The organism is Bailinhaonella thermotolerans (assembly GCF_003594875.1).
GTDB lineage: Bacteria > Actinomycetota > Actinomycetes > Streptosporangiales > Streptosporangiaceae > Bailinhaonella > Bailinhaonella thermotolerans.
This window is the reverse complement of sequence record NZ_QZEY01000020.1, coordinates 94,838-120,877: the sequence shown is the minus strand read 5'-3', so window position 1 is coordinate 120,877 and position 26,040 is coordinate 94,838. Positions and strand designations below refer to the sequence as shown.

At 75.1% G+C, this 26,040-nt stretch carries 28 protein-coding genes; 13 read left to right on the top strand and 15 right to left on the bottom strand.

The annotated features are described in order from the left end of the window. Nucleotides 1-48: 48 nt before the first annotated feature. The 3 genes from D5H75_RS34245 (at nucleotide 49) to D5H75_RS34235 (ending at nucleotide 2,622) form a co-directional block, all read left to right on the top strand. Entirely contained in the window at nucleotides 49-921 is an 873-nt protein-coding gene (locus tag D5H75_RS34245) for an alpha/beta fold hydrolase (RefSeq protein WP_119930789.1), read from the top strand. Between the two features lie 22 nt (nucleotides 922-943). Beyond that, nucleotides 944-1,729, top strand: a complete 786-nt coding sequence (locus D5H75_RS34240) for a MerR family transcriptional regulator (RefSeq protein WP_119930735.1) — start codon at nucleotides 944-946, stop codon at nucleotides 1,727-1,729. A 143-nt stretch (nucleotides 1,730-1,872) separates the two neighbouring features. Continuing rightward, nucleotides 1,873-2,622, top strand: coding sequence for a dioxygenase family protein (locus D5H75_RS34235; RefSeq protein WP_119930788.1), 750 nt, complete (start codon nucleotides 1,873-1,875; stop codon nucleotides 2,620-2,622). Between the two features lie 15 nt (nucleotides 2,623-2,637). On the opposite strand, the gene cutA is transcribed toward D5H75_RS34235, so the two are convergent. Further along, nucleotides 2,638-2,958, bottom strand: a complete 321-nt coding sequence (gene cutA, locus D5H75_RS34230) for a divalent-cation tolerance protein CutA (protein WP_242454675.1) — start codon at nucleotides 2,956-2,958, stop codon at nucleotides 2,638-2,640. Between the two features lie 218 nt (nucleotides 2,959-3,176). Here cutA and D5H75_RS34225 point away from each other — a divergent pair, with 218 nt between their 5' ends. Next, entirely contained in the window at nucleotides 3,177-3,629 is a 453-nt protein-coding gene (locus tag D5H75_RS34225; RefSeq protein ID WP_119930734.1) for a MarR family winged helix-turn-helix transcriptional regulator, read from the top strand. Between the two features lie 36 nt (nucleotides 3,630-3,665). Here D5H75_RS34225 and D5H75_RS34220 read toward each other — a convergent pair whose 3' ends face one another. The 4 genes from D5H75_RS34220 to D5H75_RS34205 form a co-directional block, all read right to left on the bottom strand. Next, on the bottom strand, nucleotides 3,666-4,577 hold the full coding sequence (locus D5H75_RS34220) for an LLM class flavin-dependent oxidoreductase (RefSeq protein ID WP_119930733.1): 912 nt from the start codon (nucleotides 4,575-4,577) through the stop codon (nucleotides 3,666-3,668). Beyond that, complete coding sequence (locus D5H75_RS34215) at nucleotides 4,570-4,977, bottom strand: PPOX class F420-dependent oxidoreductase (RefSeq protein WP_119930732.1); 408 nt, start codon at nucleotides 4,975-4,977, stop codon at nucleotides 4,570-4,572. The genes D5H75_RS34220 and D5H75_RS34215 overlap by 8 nt, the downstream gene beginning before the upstream one ends. A gap of 8 nt (nucleotides 4,978-4,985) precedes the next feature. After that, nucleotides 4,986-6,461 (bottom strand): MFS transporter, encoded by a 1,476-nt coding sequence (locus D5H75_RS34210; protein ID WP_119930731.1) that lies wholly within the window; start codon nucleotides 6,459-6,461, stop codon nucleotides 4,986-4,988. Between the two features lie 183 nt (nucleotides 6,462-6,644). Next, complete coding sequence (locus D5H75_RS34205; RefSeq protein WP_119930730.1) at nucleotides 6,645-7,124, bottom strand: DUF2000 domain-containing protein; 480 nt, start codon at nucleotides 7,122-7,124, stop codon at nucleotides 6,645-6,647. 104 nt (nucleotides 7,125-7,228) lie between these two features. Between D5H75_RS34205 and D5H75_RS34200 the strand changes: the two genes are divergently transcribed. Beyond that, entirely contained in the window at nucleotides 7,229-7,696 is a 468-nt protein-coding gene (locus D5H75_RS34200; RefSeq protein WP_242454674.1) for an Lrp/AsnC family transcriptional regulator, read from the top strand. A gap of 94 nt (nucleotides 7,697-7,790) precedes the next feature. On the opposite strand, the gene D5H75_RS34195 is transcribed toward D5H75_RS34200, so the two are convergent. Further along, the gene (locus D5H75_RS34195) at nucleotides 7,791-8,705 is read right to left on the bottom strand and encodes an alpha/beta fold hydrolase (RefSeq protein WP_340137785.1); all 915 of its coding nucleotides are present in this window, start codon (nucleotides 8,703-8,705) and stop codon (nucleotides 7,791-7,793) included. Between the two features lie 114 nt (nucleotides 8,706-8,819). Here D5H75_RS34195 and D5H75_RS34190 point away from each other — a divergent pair, with 114 nt between their 5' ends. Next, nucleotides 8,820-9,389: a TOPRIM nucleotidyl transferase/hydrolase domain-containing protein gene (locus tag D5H75_RS34190; RefSeq protein WP_242454680.1), complete on the top strand. Its 570-nt coding sequence runs from the start codon at nucleotides 8,820-8,822 to the stop codon at nucleotides 9,387-9,389. 51 nt (nucleotides 9,390-9,440) lie between these two features. Here D5H75_RS34190 and D5H75_RS34185 read toward each other — a convergent pair whose 3' ends face one another. Beyond that, nucleotides 9,441-10,139, bottom strand: coding sequence for a response regulator (locus tag D5H75_RS34185; RefSeq protein ID WP_202638776.1), 699 nt, complete (start codon nucleotides 10,137-10,139; stop codon nucleotides 9,441-9,443). Then, nucleotides 10,136-11,350: a sensor histidine kinase gene (locus D5H75_RS34180; RefSeq protein WP_119930725.1), complete on the bottom strand. Its 1,215-nt coding sequence runs from the start codon at nucleotides 11,348-11,350 to the stop codon at nucleotides 10,136-10,138. The genes D5H75_RS34185 and D5H75_RS34180 overlap by 4 nt, the downstream gene beginning before the upstream one ends. 133 nt (nucleotides 11,351-11,483) lie before the next feature. On the opposite strand from D5H75_RS34180, the gene D5H75_RS34175 reads away from it, so the two are divergent. The 3 genes from D5H75_RS34175 to D5H75_RS34165 are packed head-to-tail and all read left to right on the top strand — an operon-like array spanning nucleotide 11,484 to nucleotide 14,371. Then, complete coding sequence (locus D5H75_RS34175; protein WP_119930724.1) at nucleotides 11,484-11,978, top strand: PH domain-containing protein; 495 nt, start codon at nucleotides 11,484-11,486, stop codon at nucleotides 11,976-11,978. Nucleotides 11,979-12,022: 44 nt separating this feature from the next. Continuing rightward, nucleotides 12,023-13,684, top strand: a complete 1,662-nt coding sequence (locus D5H75_RS34170; RefSeq protein WP_147425375.1) for a PH domain-containing protein — start codon at nucleotides 12,023-12,025, stop codon at nucleotides 13,682-13,684. Between the two features lie 9 nt (nucleotides 13,685-13,693). Beyond that, the gene (locus D5H75_RS34165) at nucleotides 13,694-14,371 is read left to right on the top strand and encodes a class I SAM-dependent methyltransferase (protein ID WP_119930722.1); all 678 of its coding nucleotides are present in this window, start codon (nucleotides 13,694-13,696) and stop codon (nucleotides 14,369-14,371) included. Between the two features lie 52 nt (nucleotides 14,372-14,423). Here the strand turns inward: D5H75_RS34165 and D5H75_RS34160 are convergent, their stop codons facing one another. Then, nucleotides 14,424-15,341, bottom strand: a complete 918-nt coding sequence (locus tag D5H75_RS34160) for a threonine ammonia-lyase (RefSeq protein ID WP_119930721.1) — start codon at nucleotides 15,339-15,341, stop codon at nucleotides 14,424-14,426. 70 nt (nucleotides 15,342-15,411) lie between these two features. On the opposite strand from D5H75_RS34160, the gene D5H75_RS34155 reads away from it, so the two are divergent. Continuing rightward, complete coding sequence (locus D5H75_RS34155; protein WP_119930720.1) at nucleotides 15,412-15,876, top strand: Lrp/AsnC family transcriptional regulator; 465 nt, start codon at nucleotides 15,412-15,414, stop codon at nucleotides 15,874-15,876. A gap of 24 nt (nucleotides 15,877-15,900) precedes the next feature. Here D5H75_RS34155 and D5H75_RS34150 read toward each other — a convergent pair whose 3' ends face one another. Further along, a complete protein-coding gene (locus D5H75_RS34150; RefSeq protein ID WP_119930719.1) occupies nucleotides 15,901-17,106 on the bottom strand; it encodes an MFS transporter in 1,206 nt (401 codons plus the stop codon). Nucleotides 17,107-17,163: 57 nt separating this feature from the next. Between D5H75_RS34150 and D5H75_RS34145 the strand changes: the two genes are divergently transcribed. After that, a complete protein-coding gene (locus tag D5H75_RS34145) occupies nucleotides 17,164-17,676 on the top strand; it encodes an ArsR/SmtB family transcription factor (RefSeq protein WP_242454673.1) in 513 nt (170 codons plus the stop codon). 121 nt (nucleotides 17,677-17,797) lie between these two features. On the opposite strand, the gene D5H75_RS34140 is transcribed toward D5H75_RS34145, so the two are convergent. Next, complete coding sequence (locus D5H75_RS34140) at nucleotides 17,798-18,400, bottom strand: TetR/AcrR family transcriptional regulator (RefSeq protein WP_119930717.1); 603 nt, start codon at nucleotides 18,398-18,400, stop codon at nucleotides 17,798-17,800. 101 nt (nucleotides 18,401-18,501) lie between these two features. Here D5H75_RS34140 and D5H75_RS34135 point away from each other — a divergent pair, with 101 nt between their 5' ends. Both D5H75_RS34135 and D5H75_RS34130 read left to right on the top strand, forming a co-directional pair. Next, on the top strand, nucleotides 18,502-19,428 hold the full coding sequence (locus D5H75_RS34135; protein ID WP_242454672.1) for a zinc-binding dehydrogenase: 927 nt from the start codon (nucleotides 18,502-18,504) through the stop codon (nucleotides 19,426-19,428). 96 nt (nucleotides 19,429-19,524) lie between these two features. Continuing rightward, a complete protein-coding gene (locus tag D5H75_RS34130) occupies nucleotides 19,525-19,725 on the top strand; it encodes an Lrp/AsnC family transcriptional regulator (protein WP_119930716.1) in 201 nt (66 codons plus the stop codon). Nucleotides 19,726-19,858: 133 nt separating this feature from the next. Here D5H75_RS34130 and D5H75_RS34125 read toward each other — a convergent pair whose 3' ends face one another. The 4 genes from D5H75_RS34125 to fdh all read right to left on the bottom strand — a co-directional run bounded on the left by D5H75_RS34125 (nucleotide 19,859) and on the right by fdh (nucleotide 25,949). After that, the gene (locus D5H75_RS34125; protein WP_119930715.1) at nucleotides 19,859-20,266 is read right to left on the bottom strand and encodes a nuclear transport factor 2-like protein; all 408 of its coding nucleotides are present in this window, start codon (nucleotides 20,264-20,266) and stop codon (nucleotides 19,859-19,861) included. Between the two features lie 393 nt (nucleotides 20,267-20,659). After that, complete coding sequence (nrfD, locus tag D5H75_RS34120; protein ID WP_119930714.1) at nucleotides 20,660-21,625, bottom strand: NrfD/PsrC family molybdoenzyme membrane anchor subunit; 966 nt, start codon at nucleotides 21,623-21,625, stop codon at nucleotides 20,660-20,662. Further along, nucleotides 21,622-22,704 carry a 4Fe-4S dicluster domain-containing protein gene (locus D5H75_RS34115; protein WP_119930713.1) on the bottom strand — a complete coding sequence of 361 codons (1,083 nt, stop codon included), beginning with the start codon at nucleotides 22,702-22,704 and terminating at the stop codon, nucleotides 21,622-21,624. Before D5H75_RS34115 ends, nrfD begins: the two co-directional genes overlap by 4 nt. Then, complete coding sequence (fdh, locus tag D5H75_RS34110) at nucleotides 22,701-25,949, bottom strand: formate dehydrogenase (protein WP_119930712.1); 3,249 nt, start codon at nucleotides 25,947-25,949, stop codon at nucleotides 22,701-22,703. Before fdh ends, D5H75_RS34115 begins: the two co-directional genes overlap by 4 nt. Nucleotides 25,950-26,040 lie beyond the last annotated feature (91 nt).

Sequence of the window (26,040 nt, the reverse complement as noted above, 5' to 3'; positions counted from 1 at the left end):
CCCCGGCGGTTGACCCTGACGCAGGGGCAACCTCGCACCATGGGCGCCATGACCACGAAGACCGGCGCGAACGACGCCGCCGGGCCGCGCGAGCCGTACGGCGGCGCGGGACGGGGCGAGGGGAACGAGACGATGCGGCACTACACGATCCAGCACGACGGCGTGACGATCCCGGTGTCCCGGGGCGGTCGGGGACGTCCGCTCGTCCTGTGCCCGGGGCTGAACACGACCCAGGACGAGCTGGGCGAACTGGCCGGGCTGCTCCGGCGGGACCACGACGTCGTCACCTTCGACCTGCGGGGCCACGGCCGCGCCGCGGCCGCCGGGCCGTACACCTTCGAGGCGTTCCTCGGCGACCTCACCGCCGTGACCGGCCACCTCGACCTGCCCGAGCCGCCCCTGCTCGTGGGCTACTCGCTCGGCGCGGACCTGGCGGTGCATCACGCGGCGCGGCACCCGGTCGCCGGGCTCGTCCTCATCGACGGGGCGAACCCGGTGCCCGAGCCGTTCGTCACCGGGGACGCGCTGCCGGAGTTCCGCGCCATGTGGGAGGACCTGGCGCGGGGGCGGGAGGCCGACCGGGGCACCCCGCGCCAGGTGCTGCTCACCGGCCGGGAGATCCTGGACCTGAACCTGGAGATCGACGCGATCCGCGCCGGGATCCTGTGCCGGTACGCCGAGATCGACCGGCCCGTCACCATGATCATGTCGACCTCGATGGCCGGGAACGGCCGCGACGGGCGCGCGGCGCGGTTCAACCGGAACTGGCGGGCCGGCGTCGAACGGCTCGTCCGCGAACGGCCGGACGTCGCCGTCTCCTGGATCGACGCCGACCACCGGCTGGTCTTCACCCACGCCCCGCGGATCGCCCGGCTCATCCAGGCGGCCGCTTCAGCCCCGCCCGAGCGGGCGTCCCGGTGAGCGGTTCTGCCAGGCTGGTCCGATGCTGACCATCGGGGAGCTGGCGTCGTACGCCGGGGTGACGGTGCGCGCGGTGCGGCACTATCACGCGCGGGGGCTCCTGCCGGAGCCCGAGCGGGACCTCTCCGGCTACCGCAGGTACGACGCCTCCGCCGTGATCGAACTGATCCGGATCCGGGTCCTGGCCGGGGCCGGGGTCCCGCTGGCGCGGGTGCGGGAGCTGCTGCGGGCGGGCGAGGAGGAGTTCGCCGCGGCGGTCGCGGACATCGACGCGCGGCTGCGGGAGGAGATCCGCCGCCGGGAGCGCCATCGCGAGCTGATCGCCCGGCTCACCGCCGGGGACGGGCTGGCGCTTCCCCCGGAGGTGACCGGGTACCTCGACCGGCTGCGCGCGCTCGGCGTCCACGAGCGGATCGTCCGGGCCGAGCGCGACGGCTGGATCCTGCTGGCCGCGCGCTCGCCCGGGCGGGTCCCGGAGTGGGCGGCGCGCAAACGGGAGCAGATCGACGGTCCGCGCCTCGCCGGCTTCTTCCGCGTCCTCGGCCAGGCCCTCGACCGGCCGGCCGACGATCCCCGCCTGGCCGGGCTGGCCGACGAACTGGCCGGCTACTTCGCGCGGCTGGCCGAGGAGAAGGGCGAGGACTACGTCGACGACCTGGACCTCGAACCGCCGCTCGTCGAGCTGATGGACGGGCTGGCGTTCGACACCGTGCCGCCCGCTCGCCGGCTGATCGAGCTGCTGGAGGAGCGGGGCTGGACCGGCTGGACCAGGCTCCGCCGCGTGGACCCGCCCCGCGATCGCGCGTGACACCTCCGGCCTTGCGCCCCTCCGCCCCTCCGCCCCTCCGCCTCTCCGCCCCTCCGTCCCTCCGGTCCGCCGGTCCGCCGGCGTCGTCCGGATACACTCCCCATGTAGTTCAAATCTGAACGATCGAGGAGGCGACCGTGCGCATGCCGGCCTTGTACCTCGGCCACGGCGCCCCGCCGCTCGCCGACGACCCCGTGTGGCCCGGGCAGCTCGCCGCCTGGGCCCGCGAGCTGCCGCGCCCCTCCGCCGTGCTCATGGTCTCGGCGCACTGGGAGGACGCCCCGCTCACCCTGGGCGCCACCCGCACCGTCCCGCTGGTCTACGACTTCTGGGGATTCCCGGACAAGTACTACCAGGTCACCTACCCCGCGCCCGGGGCCCCCGCGCTCGCCGGGGCCGTCACCGCGCTCGCCCGCACCGCCGTACGGCATGAGCCCACGCGCGGCCTGGACCACGGGGCGTACGTGCCGCTGGCCGAGATGTACCCCGAGGCCGACGTGCCGGTGCTGCAGATCTCCATGCCCAGCCTCGACCCGCGCGACCTGTACGACCTCGGGCGCGCGCTGGCCCCGCTGCGCGAGGAGGGCGTGCTCATCGTCGGCAGCGGCTTCTTCACCCACAACCTGCGCGCCCTGACCACCGACGGCAGCGTCCACCCCGCCCTGGCCGAGTTCGATGCCTGGGGCGCGGAGACCCTGGGCGGAGGCGACCTGGACGCGCTGCTCGACTTCGCCGCCAAGGCCCCCGCCGCGCGCCTGGCCCACCCCCGCACCGAGCACCTGGCCCCGCTGTTCGTCACCCTCGGCGCGGCCGGGGACGACCTGGGCGCCCGCCGTACCGTCATCGACGGCTTCTGGATGGGCCTGGCGAAGCGGTCCGTGCAGTTCGGCTGACCGGGGCGGTGCGGGTCAGGAGGTCTCGGCGTCGATCCAGGCCAGGTAGTCGGGCAGGCCGTGCTCGATCGGGACCGTGATGATCTCCGGCACGTCGTAGGGGTGGGCGGCGCGGATGTGCTCGGCCAGCGCCTCGGACAGGTCGGCGCGGGTCTTGGCCAGCAGGAGGTACTCCTCGGCCGTCTCCACCGCGCCCTGCCACCGATAGGTGCTCACGATCGGCCCGACCACCTGCACGCACGCGGCCAGCCGGGCCTCCACCGCGCTCCGCGCCAGCTCCGCCGCCCGCTCCCGCGAGTCCACCGCCACCTGCGCCTGAACGTATCGTCCCGCCACCAGACCCTCCCTCCTGCGTACGGCCACCGCCCCGGATCCTAACCCCGCCCCCCGCCGGAGCCACGGCGGCGCCGCGCCGGGAACTCCGGGCCGGAGGCGGGGCCTCGGCGGAGCCACGGGGGCGACCCGGTCACGGCCCCGGGGCTGCGTCCCGCGCCGGCGATCGGGGTGTCGGGATCCCGGGACGGCGCCCTCTAGACTTCCGGTCAGGAGGTGTGATGACGGTCCCTGGGCCCGGCGGGCTGGGCATGGCTGACGCGCTGGTTCGGCTGTCGCATCTGGTGCAGCACGTGTTCGCCGACGTCGCCAGGGAGCACGGTCTCACCTCGCAGCAGTTGCAACTGGTGTGCATGCTGCTGTCCGGGCCGCTCGGGATGACCGAGCTGAGCCGGCTGATGCGCCTGGAGAGGTCCAGCCTGACCGGGCTGGTGGACCGCGTGGAGAAGCGCGGGCTGGTCTCCCGCGTGGCCGACCCGGCCGACCGGCGGGCGCTGCGCGTCGCGCTGACCGAGGGCGGCAGCGGCCTCGCCGACCGTGCCCACGACGACGTCGTCGCCCGGCTGGACGCGATGACGGGACGGCTGGAGCGCGACGACCGCGACCGGATGGCGGCCGCGGTCGCGCTGATCCTCACCGAACACGCCCCCGCCCCGACGACCTCCGGACCGTGAGGGAAGCGCCGGCGCTCACGCTCCCACGGCCTTCCATCAGCCGGGATGAGACCCGCGGCCGGGGACGAGGTGATCGGGCGGCCGGCCGGGGCCGCGCCGGGCGCGCCCGGCCGCGACCAGTTCCCGGACGGCCGGTGCCGTCTCCGCCGCCAGCCGGCGGATCTGCCCCGGGTCGTCGGTCATCAGGGTGAAGACGCTGACGCCGTGATCGAGGGCCAGTCCGGCCAGGAGCTCGGCGGGCGCCTCCCGCCCCAGGTTGAGCAGGCGGCGGACGTCCCGGGGCGAGCGCCCCGCCTCGGCCGCGGCCTCGTCGATGACGGCGTTGCCCCGGGCCAGCGCGTCCGGGTGTCCCAGGCTCGGAAGTGAGGGCAGCCAGCCGTCGGCGAGCCGCCCCACCAGGCGGAGCATGCGCGGCTTGTACGCGCCGACCCAGATGGCGATGTCGTGGGCGGGGCGCGGGCCGCGGGCCAGGCCGTTCACCCGATAGTGCCGTCCCTCGAAACGGATGGGGCCGGGAGCGCCGGTGTCCCAGGACGCCCGGATGACGCCGATGGCCTCCTCCAGCGCCTCGACGGCCTCCCCGGGGGACCGGCGCGGCCCGCCCATGGCCGTGATGGCGTCCCGCAGTCCGCCCGCGCCCAGCGCGAGTTCCAGCCGCCCGCCGCTGAGCAGGTCCAGGCTCGCCGCGGCCCGCGCGAGGACGGCCGGGGGGCGCAGCGGGATCGGGTGCACGTTGCCCGCCAGGTGGATGCGGGCGGTGGCGGCGGCGACGTAGCCGAGCAGCGTCCAGGTGTCCAGGAACGCCGGCTGGTACGGGTGGTCCTGGAAGGTGACCAGGTCCAGGCCCGCCCGCTCGGCCTCCTGGGCGAGGGCGACGACCGCGGCCGGGTCGCGGGCGGCCGGGATGACGTTGGCGGCGAAGCGCAGGGGATGTCCGTAGTCAGGCATGCTCACCCGCCTCGACGTCGCGGGCGCGGTAGGTGTCCTCGATGGTCGCGCCCTCGTGGAGTCCCCAGCTGATGACGCGCTCGGGGATCAGGCGGATGAGGGGCACCGGGCCGGGGACGGCCTCGGCGCGGCCCCGGATCTCGATCCCCCGGGGCCGCCACGGCGGCAGCACGTCGTCGATGACCAGGGCCGCCCGGCCGGTGGCGGCCACGTCGCGGAACTTCTTGGACCTGGCCAGGCCCCGGCCGCCGATCTCGATGAGGCTCGCGCCCGGGTCGAGCGACCAGCCGAGGGGAACCACGTGCGGGGTGCCGTCCGGCCCGACCGTGGCCAGCCGCCCGAGCCGGTGGGGGCCGCCGCCGCGAAGGTAGGCGAGCTCGGCCTCGCTGAAGACGCTCATGCGGGGCCTCATCTCGTGGCCTGGGGCCGGGGCGAGCGGGCCGAGCCGGGAGCCGAGCCGGGAGCCGAGCCGGGAGCGGCGGTCGCGCGGCGGCGCACGGCCAGGAAGGCGGTGCCGACGCCCAGGACGCCGGTGACCGTGGCCAGGATGAACAGGGTGGTGTAGGTGGAGTCGGGGATGGCGCTGCGCGGGGCGTCCGCCGAGGCGATGACGGCGGCGGCCAGCGCGGTGCCGACGGCGCTGCCCACGGTGCGGGCGATGTTGTTCAGGCCGTTGGCGGTGGCGGTGCGCTCCAGCGGCACGATGTCGGCGATCAGCTTGGGCAGCGCTCCGATCACCAGGCCGGACCCGGCCCCGACGAGGGCGTAGAAGACGACGTGCTGCCACCTGTGGTCGTGGGCGAGCACGAACAGCGCCGAGCCGGCGGTGAAGAGGACGTACCCGCCGGCCATCGGCCAGCGCGGCCCGAGCGCGGACGCGAGCCGTCCGACCGCCATCCCGGCGGGGATGACGGCCAGCATGCCCGCCAGCATCAGCAGCCCCGCCCCGGTGGCCGACGTGCCGAACCCGGCCCCGGTGCCGGCGGCCCGCTGCTGCGCGTACAGCGGCAGCGCGAGATAGAAGAAATACGATCCGGCGCCGAACAGGAACGCCGCCAGGTGGGTCATCAGCATCGGCCGGTCGGCGAGTTCGGCGACGTCGATGAGGGCGTCGCGCCTGGCCCGCTCCACCGGGACGAGTACGGCGAGCGACAGCACGCCGAGCGCCGCGAGCCCCAGCACCCATCCGGACGACCAGCCCCAGGCCGGGCCCTTGGTCAGCGCCAGCAGGATCGCGACCAGGCTCCCGCCCAGCAGCGCGGCGCCCGGCAGATCGACGCCGCCCGGGGCCGTACGCCGGTCGGCCGGCACCCACAGCGCGGCCAGCGCCAGGCTGACCAGCGCCAGGCCGGTCCCCAGGACGAACAGCCAGCGCCAGGACAGGTGGTCGGCCAGCAGGCCGCCGACGATCAGCCCGGCGCCGGCCCCCGCCCCGACGATCCCCGACACCAGCCCCATCGCCAGCGGCAGCCGCCGGACCGGCAGCGCCTCCCGCAGGATCGCCATCGACAGCGGGACCACGGCCAGCGCCGCGCCCTGCAGGACTCGGGCGGCGATGAGCTGGCCGATGTCCTGCGCGGCGGCCGCGCCCGCCATCCCGGCCGCGTAGACGGCCAGCACCGCGAGGATCATCCGGCGCTTGCCGTACTGGTCGCCGAGCCGCCCGAGCAACGGCGTCAGCACCGCGCTGGACAGCAGGAACGCGGTGAGGATCCACGCCGACGCGGCGGGCGTGGTGCGCAGCCCGGCCTCCAGGACCTTCAGCGCGGGGACCACCACGGTCTGCATCAGCGCGTATCCGAACACCGCCACCACCAGCGCGGCCAGCGTCCTGGTCCCGCCCGGCCCGGCAGGCGCGCCGGCGTCCGCGTGCCCGGCGCTCACCGCGCGCCGCCACGTGTCACGTGCCCGATCATCAGCACTCCATTACTTCGCAATACCGAATGTACGTAGTGCGAAGTACTTTAGTTCTTGGCACGAACGATCGTCAACGGGACACCCTGCCGCGCCCCGCCGCGGGACCGGTCCCGCCCCGGGGCTCACGCCGTCCGCGGCGGCGGCGGGCGCTCAGGGCAGCAGGGGGAGGCGGCCGACGATCTTGTCCACGCGGTTGCGGGGGCCGACGACGCTGACGGCGTAGTAGGCGACGTCCTCGGGCGCGGTCTCCTTCATGGCGGCGAGATAGTCGGCGTAGACGCGGGTGTGCTGGGCGGCGGCGGGCATGCCGGCGACGAGGCAGCCGCCGGAGGAGGCCGCCTTGGCGTGGATCCGGCGCAGGGCGTCGGCGTCGGCCGCCAGCACGGAGCACCCGGCCCAGGGCAGTCCCGGATGAACCCCGCCCCCGGCGTCGATCGCGTCGTCCCCCAGGAGTCCGGCCACCGCGGGCGCGGTCGCGGCCGCCGCGCAGACGGCCGCGTTGACCGCGCGCCCCGGCGGCAGGGCCTCGTCGACGACCACCACCCACTTCAGGCGGGCGTTGCGGGTGGGGACGGTGAAGTCGATCTCCTCGGGCGCGAAACCGACAACGCCGGTGCTTGCGTCGGACATCCTCGTCATCCTCTTCTCATTCATACGAATACGGATGCGGTAGGCTATTCATTCATTCGAAGCCACTGCAAGCAATCCGTATAAGTATCGGAAGACACGAGGTTTTGGCGGGCATGGACGAACTTGATAAGGCGATCCTGCGGGAACTGCAGTCAGACGCACGGATGACCAACCGGGACCTCGCGGCGGCGGTGGGGGTCTCCCCCACGACGGCGCTCGACCGCACCCGGGCCCTGCGCCAGCGGAAGGTCATCCGGGGCGCGCTCCTCGACGTGGACCTCGCCGCGATCGGGCGGCCGGTCCAGGCCCTCATCGCCATCCGGGTCCGCCCGCCCTCGCGGCGCAACATCGAGGGGTTCCGCAACTGGGTCAGCGAACTGCCCGACACGCTCGGCGTCTACGTGACCACCGGGACCGAGGACTTCATCGTGCACGTCGCGGTCCCCGACAACGCGAGCCTGTACGCGTTCGTCATCGACCGGCTCACCGAGCGCCCCGAGGTCGCCGACGTGCGCACCTCGATCGTCTACGAGCACATCCGCAACCACCGGATCGCCCCCGCGGGCCCCTGACCACCGGCCTCGTGACGGCGGCCTCGTGACGGCGGCCGGACCGCGGATCGGGAAGCCCCTGAACCCGGCCGGCCTCGGCGGCCGGGTTCAGGGGCTACGCCAGGTGCGAGGTCAGGAAGGGGACGAGCAGGGCCACGAGCGCTCCGGGCGCGTCCTCCTGCACGCTGTGTCCCGCGTCCACTTCCCGGCCCTCCACCTGGTCGGCCCAGGTACGCCAGGGGGCGGCGGGGTCGCCGCCGTACAGCAGCGGCAGGTCGTCCCGGGCGCCCCACAGGACGAGCACGGGGCACGCGACCTTCCTGCCCGCGGCCTTGTCGGCGGCGTCGTGCCGGCGGTCCACCGTGAGACCCGCCCGGTAGTCCTCGCACATCGCGTGGACCGTGGCGGGGTCGCGGCGAGCGGCGCGATAGTCCTCCCGCGCCTCGGGGGACACCCGGTCGGGCTTGTCGGCATACCACGCGTCCGGGTCGCGGTTGATGAGGGGCTCGGCGGGCTTGTCCGTCTGGCCGAGGAAGAACCAGTGCCACCACAGCCGGGCGAAGGTCTCCCCGGCCCGGTCGAGCACCTCGCCGATCGGCGGGCCGCCGATGTTCACCAGGGCCCGCACCAGCCCGGGATGGTCCATGGCGAGGCGGAAGGCGGCGTAGGAGCCGCGATCGTGGCCGACGACCGCGAACTCGCGGTGGCCCAGCGCGCGCATGAGGGCCACGACGTCGCCGGCCATCGCGCGCTTGGACATCTGCGCGTGCTCCGGCTCGTCCGGCGGGACGGTGGACCGGCCGTAGCCGCGCAGGTCCGGGCAGACCACGGTGAACCGCTCGGCGAGCGCCGGAGCCACCTTGTGCCACGTCACATGCGTGTGCGGATGCCCGTGCAGCAGCACGACGGCCGGCCCCGCCCCGCCGTACCGGACCCGCAGCGTCACCGCTCCGACGTCGATGTGATCGAGAACGAACCCGTCGAACATCCCCCGCCGTTTCCCCTCCACCACCACCCCAAACCCGAGCACCCCTCACACCGGTGGCCTCACACTCGGCGGCAGGCCGCCGGACAGAGCTCCCGCCGGGGGCGAAAATGGGGCGAATCTTTCGGGGTTCGGTGCGAGGCTGGGGGCGTGATCGACATGCGAACCGTGGTCCTGGTCGAGGGGGCCAGCGACGAGGCGGCGATTCTGGCGCTGGCCGAGCGGCAGGGCCGGGACCTGGCGGCCGAAGGGGTGTCCATCGTGGCGATGGGCGGGGCCACGAACATCGGGGCCCACCTCGACGAGTACGGCCCGCACGGGCTCGGCGTCCGGCTGGCCGGGCTGTGCGACGCCAGGGAGGAGGCCCACTTCGCGCGGGGGCTGGAGCGCGTCGGGCTCGGGTCCGGGCTCACCCGGGGCGACCTGGAGGCGCTCGGCTTCTTCGTCTGCGTCGCCGACCTGGAGGACGAACTGATCCGCGCCCTCGGCACCGACGCGGTCGAGCACGTCCTCGACGCCGCGGGCGAGCTCGGGGCGTTCCGCACGCTCCAGAAGCAGCCCGCCTGGCGCGGCAGACCTGTCCACGCCCAGCTCCGCCGGTTCATGGGATCGATCGGCGGCCGCAAGCTCCGCTACTCCCGCCTCTTCGCCCAGGCCCTCGGCCCGGACCAGGTGCCCCGCCCGCTGCACCTGCTGCTCGCCCACCTCTCCGCCACCCGCACCGGCTGACCGCCCCCGGCCGTACGGCCCGCCCGGTGGTACGGCCTGGGCCGACGGCGGTCAGTCCGTGAGACCGGCGTCGTGGGCCAGGAGGGCGATCTGGACGCGGTTGTTGAGGTCCAGCTTGACCAGCAGGCGGGAGACGTGCGCCTTGACGGTGGCCACGCTCATGTGGAGGTCGCGGGCGATCTCGGCGTTGGAGTGGCCCCGGGCCAGGGCGACGGCCACCTCGCGCTCGCGGTCGGCCAGCGGGGCCAGCCGGGCGCGGGCCCGCTCGCGGCGGTCATCGGCGCCGCCGGCCCCGATGTGGCTGATCAGGCGGCGGGTGACCCCCGGCGACAGCATCGCCTCCCCCGCCGCGACCAGGCGGATCGCGCGCACGATCTCGGCCGGGGGCGTGTCCTTGAGCAGGAAGCCCGCCGCGCCCGCCCGCAGGGCCCGCAGCACGTGCTCGTCGGCGTCGAAGGTGGTCAGCACGATGACCTCGGGCGCGTCCTGGCGCGCGCGCAGCCGCTCGGTGGCCGCGAGCCCGTCCACCCGGGGCATCCGGATGTCCATCAGGACCACGTCCGGCCGGTGCGCGTCCACGGCCGCCGGGACCTCCGCGCCGTCGGCGGCCTCCCCGACCACGCGCACGTCGGGCGCCCCGGCCAGCATCATCGACAACCCGGCCCGCACCAGCGCGTCGTCGTCCACCATCAGCACCCGGATCACGCGCTCGGGTCCTGGGGTCGGTGCGGGGGGATCTTCGGCGCTCATCCCGGCCATGGTAGCCAGGCGCGCAGGGCGAACTCCCCTCCCGTCCGCCCGTGCTCCAGCGTCCCGCCCGCCAGGTGGACGCGTTCGACCAGGCCGACCAGCCCGAGCCCGGCCCCGGGGATCTCCGCCCGCCCGCCGCCCGAGGGCACGCCGTTGCGCACCTCCACCGTCAGACCGGCTCCCCGCCCGCCGTCCACCCGCACGTTCACCGCGAACCCCGGCGCGTGCTTGCGGGCGTTGGTCAGCCCCTCCTGCACCACGCGATACGCCGTACGGCCGATGCCGGGCGGGACGTCGGGCCCGGCCCGGCAGTCGAGGCGGACGCGGGTCCCGGCCTGGCGGGACTCCTCGACCAGGGCGGGCAGGTCGGCGACGGTCGGCTGGGGACGGTCGGGGTCGGGCCCGGCCTCGTCGCGCAGCACGCCGATGACCTCGCGCAGGTCCTGGAGCGCCTGGTGCGCGCTGTCGCGGATCACCCCGGCCGCGCGGGCGATCTCGGCGGGCGGGGCGTCGGGGTTGTACTCCAGGGCCCCGGCGTGCACGCTCAGCAGCGAGATCCGGTGGGCGAGCACGTCGTGCATCTCGCGCGCGATGCGGGCGCGCTCGAGCTGGCGCGCCTGGGCCACCCGCAGCCGCTGCTCGGACTCGGCCCGGGCGGCGCGCTCGCGCAGGGACAGCACCAGGTGCCGCCGGGCCCGGATGAACAGCCCCCAGATCAGCAGCGCGGTGTACAGCAGCACGGTCACGATCGCCGTGCCCCAGAACGGCATGTCCGGGTTCGGGCGGTAGAGGGCGAATCCCAGGCCGGTCGCCAGGTGGAGCACGCTCACCCCGGCCGCGACCGGGAGCCGCCGGTGCACGGCCACGGTGACCAGGGCGGACCCCACCGCGCCGCTGCAGGAGATCGAGACCAGCGAGACCGGCGCCAGCGCGAGCGCCACCGCGACGGGCCACCGCCGCCGGACCGTCAGCGCGGCGCAGGCGAACGCCCCGCCGATCACGTCCACGACCACCTCCGGCGTGGGCCCGGCGGCGGAGAGCTGCACCCACGCCAGGAACACCGCCATCAGCGCCGCGGCGCCGAGCACGAGGCCGTCCACGATCCGGTCCCCCACGGTCCGCCGGGGCCGCGCCGGGCCGCCGGAGTCCGGATCCGGGTCGGACAGCAGGATCGCCGGCAGCAGCCAGGGCAGTTCGGGGGCGCCGCTCATGAGATCGGAGGTTACGCGCACTTTTCGGAAGGCCGGTACCGACCGAAGTCGACCGCGCCGTAGACCTAGGTCGAACCGGGGGTAGACCGGCGGCCGACGCGATGACCGGGCGGGCCGGGGCAGGCTGGCGTATGTGCAGAACCTCGACTCCTTGCGTCCTCCCCGGCATCCGGTCGATCCGCGCGCCGTGCGCTGGTGGACCGCGCAGGCCCTGGTCTGGACGGTCCCGCCGGTGCTCCTCCTGGCGGCCGGGGCCCTGATCTTCGCCCCGGCCCGCCCGTGGCTGCTGGCCGCGCTCGCCGTCGTCGCGATCCCCTCGGCGCTGTACGTGGCGTTCATGCCGCGCGCCCGGTACCGGGTGCACCGCTGGGAGGTCACCGACGACGCCGTCTACACCTCCGCCGGGTGGATCTGGCAGCGCTGGCGGGTGGTGCCGATGTCGCGCGTGCAGACCGTGGACACCGTGCGCGGCCCGCTCCAGCGCGCCTTCGGCCTGTCCGGGCTGGTCGTCACCACGGCCTCCTCGGCGGGAGCCGTACGCGTGCAGGGCCTGGACCACCGGCTCGGCGCCGACCTGGCCGAACAGCTCACCGAGATCGCCCACGCCCACCCCGGGGACGCGACGTGACCGGCCATCGGGACCCGTCCGTGACCGGCGATCGGGACCCGTCCGTGACCGGCGATCGGGACCCGTCCGTGACCGGCGATCGGGACGCGACCGTGACCGGCCGGGACGCGCCCGGGGCGGGCGAGCGGCTCGATCCCCGGACGCCGCTGCTCGGCCTGCGCTGGCTCCTCCCGCCGCTGGCCTCCACCGCCGTGGCGATGATCGTCACGGGCGGGCGGCCGGAAACCGGCGCGCTGATCGCCCTGGGGATCACCGCCGCCGTGTTCGTGCTGCTCACGCTGGGCGAGGTGGCGCGCTGGGCCACCACGCGCTACCGGATCACCCGCGACCGGCTGGAGCTGCGCACCGGGCTGGCGCACCGGACCCGCACGGTCGTGCCGCGCGACCGGGTGCGCAGCGTGGACCTGACCGCCAGCGTGTTCCACCGCGTCCTGGGGCTGGCCGCGGTGCGCGTCGGCACCGGGCAGGACCGCGGCGCCGACCGGCTCACGCTCAACGCGCTCCCCGCCGCCCGCGCCGCCGCGCTCCGCGCCGAGCTGCTGGCGGGAGCCGCGACCTCCGACGAATCCGGACACGTCGCCCGCTTCTCTCCCGGCTGGCTGCGGTACGCGCTGCTGAGCGGCTGGTCGGTGCTGATCGGCCTCGTCCCCTTCGGGGCGTTCTTCCGCCTCCTGGACGTCATCGGCGTCAACCCCGCCGAGGTGTCCGCGCTCACCGCGCTGTGGTCCGCGCTCGCCGCCTCGCCCCTGCTCGGCGCGGCCATCGCCGTGGCCGTCATCCTGCTCATCGGCGAGCTCGGCTCGGTGCTGCTGTACGCGGAGGCGTGGTGGGGATACCGGCTGGTCCGCGAGCCGAGCGGGTCGTACCTGGTCCGGCGCGGCCTGCTCACCACCCGCTCCCTCACCCTGTCCGCCCACCGCCTGCGCGGCGCCGAGCTGTCCGAACCCCTCCTCCTGCGCTGGGGCCGGGGAGCCCGCGTCACCGCCGTGGCCACCGGCCTGCCCGGCAAGAGCGAGGACGCGCACGAGTCCCGCACCCTCCTCCCCCCGTCCCCCCGCGCTGAGGCCCTGCGCGTCCTCGCCGACGTGCTCGCCCACGTCCCCGCCCGCGACGGCCGTACGGCTCCCGCGCCCGGCGGCGAGAGCCGTACGGCGGGCGCGCCCGCTCCGGCGGAGACGCCGCGGCTGGAGGAGCTGCGGCTGCGCGCCCACCCCCGGGCGGCGCTGCGGCGGCGCGTCGTGCGGGCGGCGGTGGCGACGGCGGTGTTCGTGGTGCCGTTCGGGGCGGCGCAGGCGCTGTTCACCTGGTGGCCCGGCTGGGCCTGGGCCGCGCCGGGCGTGTTCGCGGCGGCGGCCCTGGCGTTCGCGTTCGACGCCCACCGGGCGCTCGGGCACACGGTCACGCCGCGGTTCCTGGTGATCCGATGCGGGACGTTCCGCCGCCGCACCGTCGCGCTGGACCGCGCCGCCGTGATCGGGTGGACCATCACCAGGTCCCCGTTCCAGCGCCGCGCCGGCCTGGCCACGCTCTCGGCCGCCACCGCGGCGGGGTCGGGCGTCTACCGCGTCCGCGACATCGCCCCGGCGCGCGCGCTCGCCCTCGCCGACGAGGCCGCCCCGGGCACCGCTCCCGGCGCCTTCACGCCCTTCCGGATCTCCCCCGCGCCCGGGGAGCGGATCTTGTCCGAGCCGGGCCACGAGGGGTAGACCTGGGACATGAGCGGCATCGGCCCCGGCGCCATCGCGCCCGACGGTTCCCCCGTGGACTTCTACCGCCGGCTCACCGCCGACGACGAGCCGCGCGTCATCGGCTCGGTCGTCCCGCGCGGCGGGTCCCTCCTGGAGCTCGGCTGCGGCACGGGCCGGGTGACCCGGGCCCTGCTGGAGATGGGCCACCCGGTGGTCGCCGTGGACGAGTCGGCCGACATGCTCGCCGCCGTCCCGTCCCCCGCCGAGCCGGTCCGCGCCCGCATCCAGGACCTCGACCTGGGCGGGCGCCGGTTCGACGGCGTGCTGCTGTGCTCGTTCCTGCTCAACACGCCCGACGATGACCTCCGCCACGCCTTCCTCGGCGCCTGCGCGCGGCACGTGGCCCCCGGCGGGTCGGTCATCGTCCAGTGGCAGCCCGCCGCCGCGATCGACGCCTGGCGCGTCGGCCCGGTCCGCACCACCCCCGCGGGCGTGGCCATCTCGATGACCCGGGTCGAGCGCCCGGCCCCCGATCTGGCCGCCGCGACCATGCGCTACGAGACCCCCGAGCACACCTGGGAACAGTCCTTCGTCTCCCGCCGCCTGACCGACGCGGACCTGGCGGCGGAGCTGGCCGCGGCCGGCCTGGCCCTCGACCGCTTCCTCACCGGCGACCGCCTCTGGTTCCGCGCCGTCCCGCGCTGACCGCGCCCTCCCGCCCCGTCCCGCACCGTCCGTGCCGACAGCGCCGACGGCCTCAGGCGGGGCGGGGATTGGCGCCGGTGATGACGGTCGCGGCGCGCTCGCCGGGGAGGTCGTGGAGGGACAGCGCGGTCAGGCCCGCCACGCCGGCCGGCTCGGGGAGGACGCCGAGGAGACGCGCCACCCGGTCCATCATGGCGAGCATCGCCTCGTCGGGGACCAGGACGATGTCGTCGACCAGCTCGCGCATACGGGCGACCGAGTCGGCGATCGGGCGGCTGATCGAGATGCCGTCGGCGATCGTCTCCGCGCGCTCGGTCGGGCGGGGCTCGCCCGCGCGCCAGCTCTGGAACATGGCGGTGGCCTTCTCGGCGCAGACCCCGATCACGCGTACGGCGGGCGCGTGCGCCTTCACCCAGCGGGCCACGCCGCTGATCAGGGCGCCGTCGCCGACGGGCAGCACCAGCGTGTCGAACGGCCCGGCGGCCATCAGCTCCACCCCGATCGTGCCCGCGCCCTCGGCGATCGCCGCCTCCCGGCCGTCCTCCACGAAGACCCGCCCGGGGTCGGCGGCGGCGCGGGCGGCGGCGGCCTCCTTGGCCGCCGCTCCGTCGCCCTCCACCATGATCACCTGGGCGCCGAAGGTCTCCATGCGGGCCTTCTTCGTCGGGTTCAGGTCACCCGGCGCGAACACCTCGACCGGCACCCCGCGCGCCCGCCCGCCGTACGCCATGGCCTGGCCGAAGTTGCCGCTGGAGGCGCACACCAGGGTCTTGCCCGGCGGGAAGCCGCGCAGGTACCAGTCGGCCCCGCGGCCCTTGAAACTGCGGATGGGGTTGAGCGTCTCCACCTTGACCAGCACCCGCCGGCCGAGGGCGGCGTTCAGGCCGTCGTCCTCGTACTGCGGGGTGTGCAGGAACACCGGGTCGATCGTGCGGGAGGCCTCGTCGATGCGCTTCAGGTCCAGATCCATGACGGTGACGGTAGCGACGGAGGCGGTGGCGGCGATTGTAAGTTCTCGCGCCGCCACGCAATAATCTTGCGTGCCTCAGTTCGACGACATCGACCGCGTCCTGCTCGACCTGCTCCAGCGCGACGCCGACCGCCCGCTGCACGAGATCGGCGACCTGGTGGGGCTGTCCCCCAGCGCCGTGCAGCGCCGCATCGCGCGCCACCGCGCCTCGGGCGTCATCGCCGGTCAGGTCGCCGTCCTGGACCCCGCCGCGATACCGGGCACCACGCTCGCGCTGGTCATGGTCACCCTCGAACGCGAGTCCCGCGACCACCACGCCGACTTCGCCGCCCGCCTGGCCCGGGTCCCCGAGGTCCAGCAGTGCTACGCCGTCGCCGGGGAGTGGGACTACGCCGTCATGCTCGTCGCCCGCGACCTGGCCCACTGCCACGAGCTGGGCAACCTGCTGTTCAAGGACGCCCCCAACGTCAAGCGCTACGTCACCCTCCCGGTCTTCAACGCCGTCAAGACCGGCGCCTACATCCCCCTCCCCTGAACGGCCGGGCCGTACGGCGGGCGCCTACGCCTCCCCCGGGACGGAGGACGGCGCGAAGGCCGGGACGCGGCGGGCGCAGAACACCGCGAGCGGGATCGCCGCCACGCCCAGCGTGATCAGGATCGGCCGGTGCCCGGCGACGGCGACGACTCCGGCGCCCGCCGCCAGGGCCACCGCGTTCGGCACGAAGACCACGGTGTTCGCCGTCCCGGCCACGCGTCCCAGCAGGGCCGAGGGGGTCTCCCGCTGCACCTCGGTCAGGACCGCGATGAGCACGGCGGGCAGCCCCAGCCCGATGACCACGCTCGCGGCCAGCGCCACCGCCGGCGACGGCGTCACCCGCGTGACGACCCCGATCGCGAACAGCGCGATCCCGGCCGCGGCGACCACCCGCGCGGGCAGCCGCCGCAGCAGCGGGCCCGTGGCGACGCCCGCCGCGATCGACCCGGCCCCCTGCGCGGCGTACAGGACGCCGGTGAACTCCGGGTCCAGGCCCAGCCCGGCGTCCACCACCTCGTAGATCACCGCGCCGTTCACCCCGGCCAGCAGCATCGCGCCGCCGCCCGCGAGAACCAGCCGCCGCAGCTCCCGGTGCCGCCACAGGAACCGCAGCCCCTCCCGGGTCCCGCCGCGCTCCCGGGGGGCAGGCGGCGGTTCCGGGGCCCGGATCGAGGCGTACACCAGGGCCGCGATCAGGAACGTCGCCGCGTCCAGCAGCACCACGGGCGCCGCGCCGTACGCCGCGAACAGGGCCGCGCCGGCCAGCGGGGCGAGCAGCTTCATGCCCTCGTTGACGCTCATGCGCAGTCCGTTGACGTCGGCCAGCAGCTCGCCGGGGACCACCGCCGTCACCAGCCCGGCCTCCGCCGCGTCGGTCAGCGCCGACGCCGCGCCGTACACCACGAGCACGGCGAACAGCACCCACAGCCACCCGCCGGAGCGGACGGCCAGCACCAGCGGGAGCAGCGCGGCCATCGCGGCGTTGACCGCCACCAGCAGCGGGCGGCGGCGCACCCGGTCGGCCAGCGCGCCCAGCAGCGGCCCGGCCGGCGAGGCGGCCCACAGACAGAACGTCGCCAGCGCGGCCAGACTGCTCGACCCGGTCAGCGACTTGATCCACACGCCCGCGACCAGCCACATCGCCGTGCTGCCGAAGCCCGACACCAGCACGGCCGCCAGGTACAGGCGCGCGTCGCGGTGCCGCAGGACCCGCCCTGCTCCCGATGCCATGAAACGACTCCCTAGCAAATGATTGGGGGTTGTCGTCCCGACCCTACACTGGATCCCGTGACCGCGACCGATCCCGCCCTGCGCGCCCTGGCCCACCCGGTACGGCTGCGCATGCTCTCGCTCATGTGGAGCGCGCCGATGTCGGCCGCCGAGCTGTCCCGCGAGCTGGACATCTCCCACGCGCTGGCCAGCCAGCATCTGCGGCGCCTGCGGGAGGCGGGCCTGGCCGAGCTGGCCGAGGTGCGCGAAAAGCGGGGCGGGCGCGAGCAGCGCTACCGCACCGTCCACGGCTCGCCGCTGTCGGACCGGCGCGACGCCACCCCGCTGCTGACCGAGGCCCTGGCCGAGAACCTGCGCGCCCGCTCCCCGCGCCGCGTCCCCGGAGCCGAGGGCGTGACCGCCGACGTGGAGCTGTGGGTCGCCCCCGAGACCTGGGAGCGTTTCCGCGGCGACCTGGCGGACCTGCTGGCAAACCTGCACGCCGCGGCCGTGCCCCCGCACTCCCCCGGCAGCGTCGGCGTCGGGGCCACGATCATGGCCTTCCCCCTGGCCGACCCCCCGCCCGCCTGACCCCCCGCCCGCCTGACCCGCTGCCCCCGCGTCCGGGCGGGTCCTCTCGCGCGAGCGCGGCCGCCCTCCGGCCGGGCGTCCCGGCCGGAAGGCCAGTACGGCGCTCCGCCTCCGTGCCCGCTCAGGTACCGGGCGGCGGATCCCGGTGGTCGTCCTGGCCGAGCATGGCCGCGGCCATCCGCTGGACGGATCGGGTGAAGCGGCGTGGGTCGCCCGGCGGCGTCACGCGGCGGATCAGCTCCCCGTCGAAGACGGCGAGCACGGCGTGGGCCAGGAAGCCGGCGTCGAGGTCGGGGCGCTCCTCGGCGAACAGCGCGCGCAGATGCCGGTGCCAGAACCGGTAGCTGGGGTCGTCGTACTTGTCCTCCGCGCACGCCTGCTCGTGCGCCGACAGCAGCACGGCGTTGCCCTCGGCGATGGCGCCGAGCCCGTCCAGGAAGGCGTGCAGCCGCTCCCGCGCGGGCGCGCCGGGCCCGAGGGGCGGGGGCCCGCTCTCGATCCCCTCGCGCAGCGCCCTGGACCTCTCCTCCAGCAGCGCCCGCAGGAGCCCGGCCCGGTTGCCGAACCGCCGGAAGACCGTGCCCTTCCCCACCCCGGCCAGCGCGGCGACGCGGTCGAGCGACACGTGCTCCCCGCCGCCTTCGGCCAGCAGCCGCTCGGTCGCGTCGAGCACGGCGCGGCGATTGCGCGCCGCGTCGGCCCGTTCGGTGGCCTGGGTGCCCATCGGCGCTCACTCTCCCAAAACTCGGACTGTCGGTCCGCTTATGCTATCGTCCCTCAAGCGGACCGACAGTCCGCATAACGTCCGAACGGGAGGACCCCCCGATGGAAATGCGTGCGCTCGTCGTCGACCCCGAGGTCCCCGGCGCCCTGCGGCTGGGAACGGCCGCCGAGCCCCGCCCCGCGCCCGGCCAGCTCGTGATCGAGGTACGGCACATCTCCCTCAACCGCGGGGAGGTCGCGTTCGCCGGCCGCCGTCCCGCGGGGACCGTGCACGGCTACGACGCGTCCGGCGTCGTCATCCGCGCCGCCGAGGACGGCACGGGGCCCGCCGTGGGCGCCAGGGTGGCCGCGTTCGGGGCCGGGGCCTGGGCGCAGCGGATGGCCGTGGACAGCACGGCCGTGGCCGAGGTCCCCGCCGGCGTCGATCTCGCCCACGCCGCCGCCCTGCCCATGGCCGGCGTCACCGCGCTGCGCACCCTGCGCTCGCGCGACATCCTGGGCCGGCGCGTGCTGATCACCGGCGCGGCCGGCGGCGTCGGCCGCTACGCGATCCAGCTCGCCGCCCTGGGCGGCGCCCACGTCATCGCCTCGGTGGGCTCCCCGGCCCGCGCCGAGGGCCTGGCCGAGCTGGGCGCCCACGAGGTGGTCATCGGGCTGCGGGGCATCGAGCGGCCGGTCGACCTGATCCTGGACAACGTCGGCGGGCCGCAGCTCGCCGCCGCCTGGGAGCTCCTCGCGCCCGGCGGGAGCGTGCAGAACATCGGCTGGGCGTCCGACCAGCCGGCGGTGTTCGAGCCGTACTCGCTGTTCTTCGTCGGCGAGCCCAAGACGATGATGACCTTCGGCGACGTCCGGAAGGTCGGCCCCGACCTGGGCACCCTGCTGGAGTTCATGGCGGGCGGGCGGCTCTCCCCCGAGGTGGACTGGCGCGGCTCGTGGGAGCGCGTCACCGAGGCCGCCCGGGCGCTGCTCGACCGGCGCATCGCGGGCAAGGCCGTGCTCGACGTGGAACCGGCGGGCACGGGCTGAGCCCGCCCGGCAGAGCGGGCGCCGGTCGGCGGAGCGGGCGGGACGTCCGGCCGCCCTCCGGTCGGACGTCCCGCCCGGAAGCGCGACGCCGCCCGCCTGGCCCGGGCCCCCGAGGTCCAGCAGTGCTACGCCGTCGCCGGGGAGTGGGACTACGCCGTCATGCTCGTCGCCCGCGACCTGGCCCACTGCCACGAGCTGGGCAACCTGCTGTTCAAGGACGCCCCCAACGTCAAGCGCTACGTCACCCTCCCGGTCTTCAACGCCGTCAAGACCGGCGCCTACATCCCCCTCCCCTGAACGGCCGGGCCGTACGGTCGGCGCCTACGCCTCCCCCGGGACGGAGGACGGCGCGAAGGCCGGGACGCGGCGGGCGCGGGCCGTACGGCCGTCATCTGGGAGCACATCGCTTCCTGCCCGCCGGCGGGCAGGGTCACTGAGTCTCGTCCAGCGGCCTGGTGATCTGGTCGATCCGGCGGATCCGGCCGTCTGCCGCCAGGTGGCCGAACATGTAGATCTCCGCCGCGAAGGTCTTGCCCTTGCGCAACATGGTGCGCAGGGTCCACCGAGCGGCGATCCGGTCGCCCGAGACCAGCGCCTGGTGGATCTCGACACCCGACCAGTCGTCAGCGGTCATCGCCTCTCTGTCGACATTCCTGCGGACAGGGCGGACATGATCGATCATGCGCTGCCGGTCGATCACGAATCCGTCGTTGCAGTACTCGAAGTCCGGGACGAAGTAGCGGTCGAGGATCGCGCCCGGCTCCTCGCCGGAGACCGACATGTCCCGAGTGTAGGTGATCAGAAAGTCCACGAGGTCGCGCTCGGATCTGATGCCCATGATGTTCCTTAAGGGAGAGGGTGCTGCGTTCAGCTGCGTTTACGCCGAACCCGCAGGGTCGATCGCCGAGGGCCGGCGCGGGTCCGCACAAGGGAACGGCCGGGAGGCCGCGGGGCTCGGCAGGTGCGCCCGACGCCCGCCCACAGGTGACGCGGCGGGAGTCCCGATCCTCGCCGCCGGTGCCCGCCGCCGTCGTCGTACGGCGGAAGACGTTCGGCGTTACTTCTGCCGCCGTACGTCCCCGCGCGGCTACGACACCGGAAGTATCCCTGCCGTTCGCAGGCGTGTGACGGACGCGTCGCGGGCAAGTCCGTGCCGAACGTCCGACGGCCGTGCCGAACGTCCGGCGGCGGGCGCCGGCTGGGCCCGGCCCCCGGATCGCGGGGCGGCTTCTCAGCCGGGGGCGGTCACGCGCGCGGGGTCGGGCGCGCGGTGGGCGCCGGGCTCCTTCGCCCGCGCCTCCAGGCGTTCGCGCTGCGGGACGACCGTGTACTTCGGGTCGCGCGCGGACGCGACGCCCGCGTGGAAGACGGCGAAGCGGGTGCACGCCGAGGAGGCCAGCAGGGCCGCGCCCGACAGGATCGCGGCCGTGCGGCTGCGGCGGGCCAGGACCGCGGCGCCCGCCGCCCCCGCGACCGACAGCGCCGTCGCGGCCCGCAGCAGGCGTCCCGCCCGGCCGGCGCCGTACGGCTCGGCGGCCAGGCCCATCGATCGCCGCATCCGCTCGACCGCGCCCAGCTCCAGGGCCGCGCCCAGGACGGCCGCCCGCCGCGCCGGGCCCGCCTGGGCGGGCGGGGCGGCGATCATGCCGAGGCCGCCGGCCGCACTGGCCGCCGAGCCGGCGAAGACGAACGGCATCTGCCGGTACCCCTCGTGCCAGGACGGCACCGCCGTGTCGCAGATCAGCACCGCGGTGTACGTCGTGACCAGCGAGCCCAGCACGCCCGCGCCGCAGGAGGCCGCCCGCCCAGCGCGCGGGAACAGGCCGGTCACGTCGGTGACCGCGCCCAGCCCGGCCAGCGGGCCGTACGCCGCCAGCAGCCAGGAGCCCATGCTCATCGGCGAGGTGGGCTTGAAGACCCGCAGCATGTTGGCGAACCGCTCCGGCCGGCCCAGGTCGTGGATGAGCGCGGCCGCCGACAGCGAGATCGCCCCCAGCGCCGTGATCTTGGCCGGGCGCGCGAGTGCGGGCCGCCCGGTCAGCTCCGCGCCCGCCGCCAGCGCCGAGGACGCTCCCGCCAGCCCGCCCATGAACAGGTATCCGGCGATGTCGGCCGCCTTCCAGGTGGGCTGGTTCAGCACCGGCATCCCGTAGTACGACCGGAACTCGCCCTTGGGCACCATCCGGCGTTCCCTCATCGTCCCATCCCCCGCTTCCCGGCCCGCGCCGCCCGCCGTACGGCCTGGGCCGCGCCCCGCCGCGCCGCCGTACGGGGCGCCCGCCGGGTCTCGCCCCGGCCCAGCGCGAACGCGGCGGTCACACCCGCGAGCAGCGTCAGGGCGGCCAGCCCCGCGTGCCGCCACATGTCGGGCAGGTCGCGCGTCGGCACCACCGGATCCGGCGGCAGGCCGTACACCTCCGGCTCGTCCAGCAGCAGGAAGAACGCGTGATCCCCGCCCACCCCGTCCTCGGTGTCCTCGCCGTACAGGCGCGCCTCGCCCACCCCGGCCCGGTGCAGCTCGCCGACCCGCTCGCGCGCCCGCGCCCGCAGTTCCTCCAGCGGCCCGAACTGGATCGACCGGGTGGGGCACGCCTTGGCGCAGGCGGGCTCCATGCCGTCGCCCAGCCGGTCGTAGCACAGCGTGCACTTGAAGACGCGGCCGTCGCCGGGCCGCTGGTCGATCACGCCGTACGGGCAGGCCGACACGCAGTACCCGCAGCCGTTGCACACGTCCTGCTGCACGACCACGCTGCCGAACTCGGTCCGGAACAGCGCCCCGGTCGGGCACACGTCCAGGCAGCCCGCGCGCGAGCAGTGCTTGCACACGTCGGAGGCCATCAGCCAGCGCAGCCGCGAGCCGCCGTCGCCGGTCGTGGCCGTCTGCCCGCCGCCCAGCTCCCCGGCCGCGACCACCCGCCCGTCCCCGCCGTGCCCCAGGTCAGCCCCGGGTCCGCCGTGCCCGCCGGACCCGTGGCTCCCGTGCCCGCCGTGCCCGTGTTCGTCGTGCCCATGCCCGTGCTCGTGCCCGCCGTGCCCGTCGCCCGGGGTACGGCCGGGCAGGGGCTGCTCGACGAACGCCACGTGCCGCCACGTGGACCCGCCCAGCCCCTGCGTGTTGTCGTAGGACATCCCGGTCAGGCCCATGTCGTCCACCGGGATCCGGTTCCACTCCTTGCACGCAACCTCGCACGCCTTGCACCCGATGCAGATGGACGTGTCGGTGAAGAACCCCATCTCCGGCTGGAGCGCGGGCCCGGGCCGCTCGGCCGTGGTCATATCGCCGTCCCCGTCTCCTCGGTGATGCCCGCGCGCCGCCGGTACCGGTCCACCAGCATCGGCAGGTCCGCCCCGCGCGGCCGCCGCCCCGGCCGGATGTCGGCGGTCAGCGCCTTGACCTCCTGGATGTGCACGTTCGGGTCGAGCACGATCGCGGCCAGCTCGTTCGCCGAGTCGCCGCGCGCCACGCCGTTCGGCCCCCAGTGGTACGGCAGGCCGATCTGGTGCACCGTGCGGCCGTCCAGCGCCAGCGGCATCATGCGCCGCGTGACCAGCACCCGGGCCTCGACCGCCCCGCGCGCGGTGATGATCGTCGCCCAGCCGCCGTTGGTCAGCCCGCGCTCGCCCGCCAGCTCCGGCGACACCTCGCAGAAGAACTCCGGCTGCAGCTCGGCCAGGTACGGCGTCCAGCGCGACATGCCCCCGGCGGTGAAGTGCTCGGTCAGCCGGTACGTCGTGACGACGTACGGGTAGACGTCGCGGCCGGGCGCGTCGCCGCTGGGGTGGTACCGGTTCAGCGGATGCGGGTACAGCGCGCGGGCCGGGTTGCGGTCGTGGCCGTACACCGGGTTGGGGACGGGCGAGTCCTCGGGCTCGTAGTGCGCCGGCAGCGGCCCGTCCACCAGCCCGGCCGGGGCGTACAGCCAGGCCTTGCCGTCGGCCTGCATGATGAACGCGTCCGTGCCGCCCAGCGCGGCCACCCCCGTCGCGTCCTCGGGCGGGCGGGCGTCCGGCGCCAGCCCCTCCGGGAAGTCCGGCACGTCGTGGCCGGTCCAGCGGCCGGCGGCGGCGTCCCACCAGACGTACGCCTTGCGGTCGCTCCACGGCCGCCCCTCCGGATCCGCCGAGGCGCGGTTGTAGAGGATGCGGCGGTTGGCCGGCCACGCCCAGCCCCACTCGGCCGCCACCCAGTCCTGCTCGGTGTGCGGCTTGCGCCGCGCGGCCTGGTTCACCCCGTCCTTGTAGACGCCGCAGTAGATCCAGCAGCCGCACGAGGTGGAGCCGTCCGCCTTGAGCTCGGTGTACGACGACAGCGGCCGCCCGCCGGGGCCGGTGCCGTTGATCTCGGCGAGCACGGCCTCGGCGCTCGGCTCGGCCTGTGGCCCACTCACCGGATAGTCCCAGGTCAGGTCGAGGATCGGGCGGTCCCTGGGCTCGGTGGACCCGGCCAGCCTCGCCCGGATGATCCGGCCCAGGTGGTACATGAACCACAGGTCGCTGCGCGCGTCCCCGCCCGGCTCCACCGCCTGGTGGTGCCACTGGAGCATCCGGTTGGTGTTGGTGAACGAGCCGGACTTCTCGGTGTGCGCGGCGGCGGGGAAGAAGAACACCTCGGTCGCGATGTCCTCGGTGCGCAACTCCCCGCTCTGGATCTCCGGGCCGTCGCGCCACCAGGTCGCCGACTCGATCAGCGAGAAGTCCCGCACCACCAGCCAGTCCAGCTCGGCCATGCCCATCCGCTGCATCTTGGTGTTGGCCGACCCCACCGCCGGGTTCTCCCCGAGCAGGAAGTAGCCCTTGCACGTGCCGTCGAGCTGCTTCATCACCGTGTCGTAGGTGCTGTGCGAGCCGGTCAGCCGGGGCAGGTGGCCGAAGGCGAAGTCGTTGTCCGCCGTCGCCGCCTCACCCCAGTACGCCTTGAGCAGGCTCACCAGGTAGGACCGCAGCTCGGCCCAGTACCCCTTGTCCGCCGCCGTCGCCGCGACGAAGGAGTCCAGGCCCTCGCCCAGGTGCGCGTGCGGCATCGGGATGTACCCCGGCAGCAGGTCGAACAGCGTCGGCACGTCGCTGGACCCCTGGATGCTGGCGTGCCCGCGCAGCGCCTGGATCCCGCCTCCCGGCCGCCCGATGTTGCCCAGCAGCAGTTGCAGGATCGACGCCGCCCGGATGAACTGCGCCCCCAGCGAGTGCTGCGTCCAGCCCACGGCGTACACGAAGTTGCTGGTGCGGTCCCGCCCGGAGTTGGCCACGAGCGTCTCGCACACCCGCTCCAGCACCTCGGGCTCGATCCCGCACGTGCGCCGCACCAGGTCCGGGGTGTACCGGGCGAAGTGCCGCTTGAGCACCTGGTAGACGCACCTGGGGTGCTGGAGCGTCTCGTCGCGGTGGGGCCGCCCGCGCAGTGGCGAGGTGCCCGACCCGTGCGCCTCCCCGCGCGAGGACTCCGCCACGCTCTTCCCGCCCCGCGTGCGCTCCTGGTAGAGCTGGTCCCGGTCGCCCGAGGCCGCCGCCACCGTGGTCCCCTCGTACTGCCAGCTCTCCACGCGGTAGTGCCGCGTCTCCTCGGAGAACCCCGAGAACAGCCCGTCCAGGTCCTCGGTGTCCTGGAAGTCCTCGCGCAGGATCGTCGCCGCGTTGGTGTACGCCAGGACGTACTCCCGGAAGTCCTTCTCGTGCGTCAGGACGTAGTTGATGATCGCCCCGAGGAACGCGATGTCGCTCCCGGCCCGGATCGGCACGTGCAGGTGCGCCAGCGCGCTCGTCCGCGTGAACCGCGGGTCCACGTGGATGATCGTCGCCCCGCGTTCCTTGGCCTCCACCACCCACTGGAACCCCACCGGGTGGCATTCGGCGAAGTTGGACCCCTGGATCACGATGCAGTCGGCGTTCTGGAGATCCTGCATGAACGTGGTCGCCCCGCCCCGGCCGAACGAGGTCCCCAGCCCCGTCACCGTGGAGCTGTGGCACACCCGCGCCTGGTTCTCCACCTGCACCACGCCCAGCGCCGTGAAGAGCTTCTTGATGAGGTAGTTCTCCTCGTTGTCGAGGGTGGCCCCGCCCAGCGACGCGATGCCCAGGGTGCGGTTCACCGGGCACCCGTCCACGTGGTCCTGCCAGGTCTCCGCCCGGGTGCGGATGACCCGCTCGGCCACCATCTCCATGGCCCGGTCCAGGTCCAGCGGCTCCCACTCGGTCCCGTACGGCCGGCGGTAGAGGACCCGCCGCTCCCGCGCGCCGCCGGTGGTGAGCTGCAGGCTCGCCGAGCCCTTGGGGCACAGCCGCCCCCGGCTCACCGGCGAGTCCGGGTCCCCCTCGATCTGCACGACACGGCCGGCCTTGACGTACACGTTCTGCGCGCACCCGACCGCGCAGTACGGGCACACCGACTTCACGACCTCGTCGGCGGTGGCGGTGCGCGCCCGCAGGTTCCAGGTCGCCTCCGACTTGGCCGCCGTCCCCCGCGGGTCGTCCCCCCGCAACTGCCGGTAGACCGGCCACGCCCGCACCCAGTCCCGCGCGCCCATCGCGCACCCCCGTTCCCGCTCCGCGACCCCAATACCCCCAGGTCAGCGAGGTGAACACCGACCTTTCGGCACCGGCGGGGCCCAGCCGCCC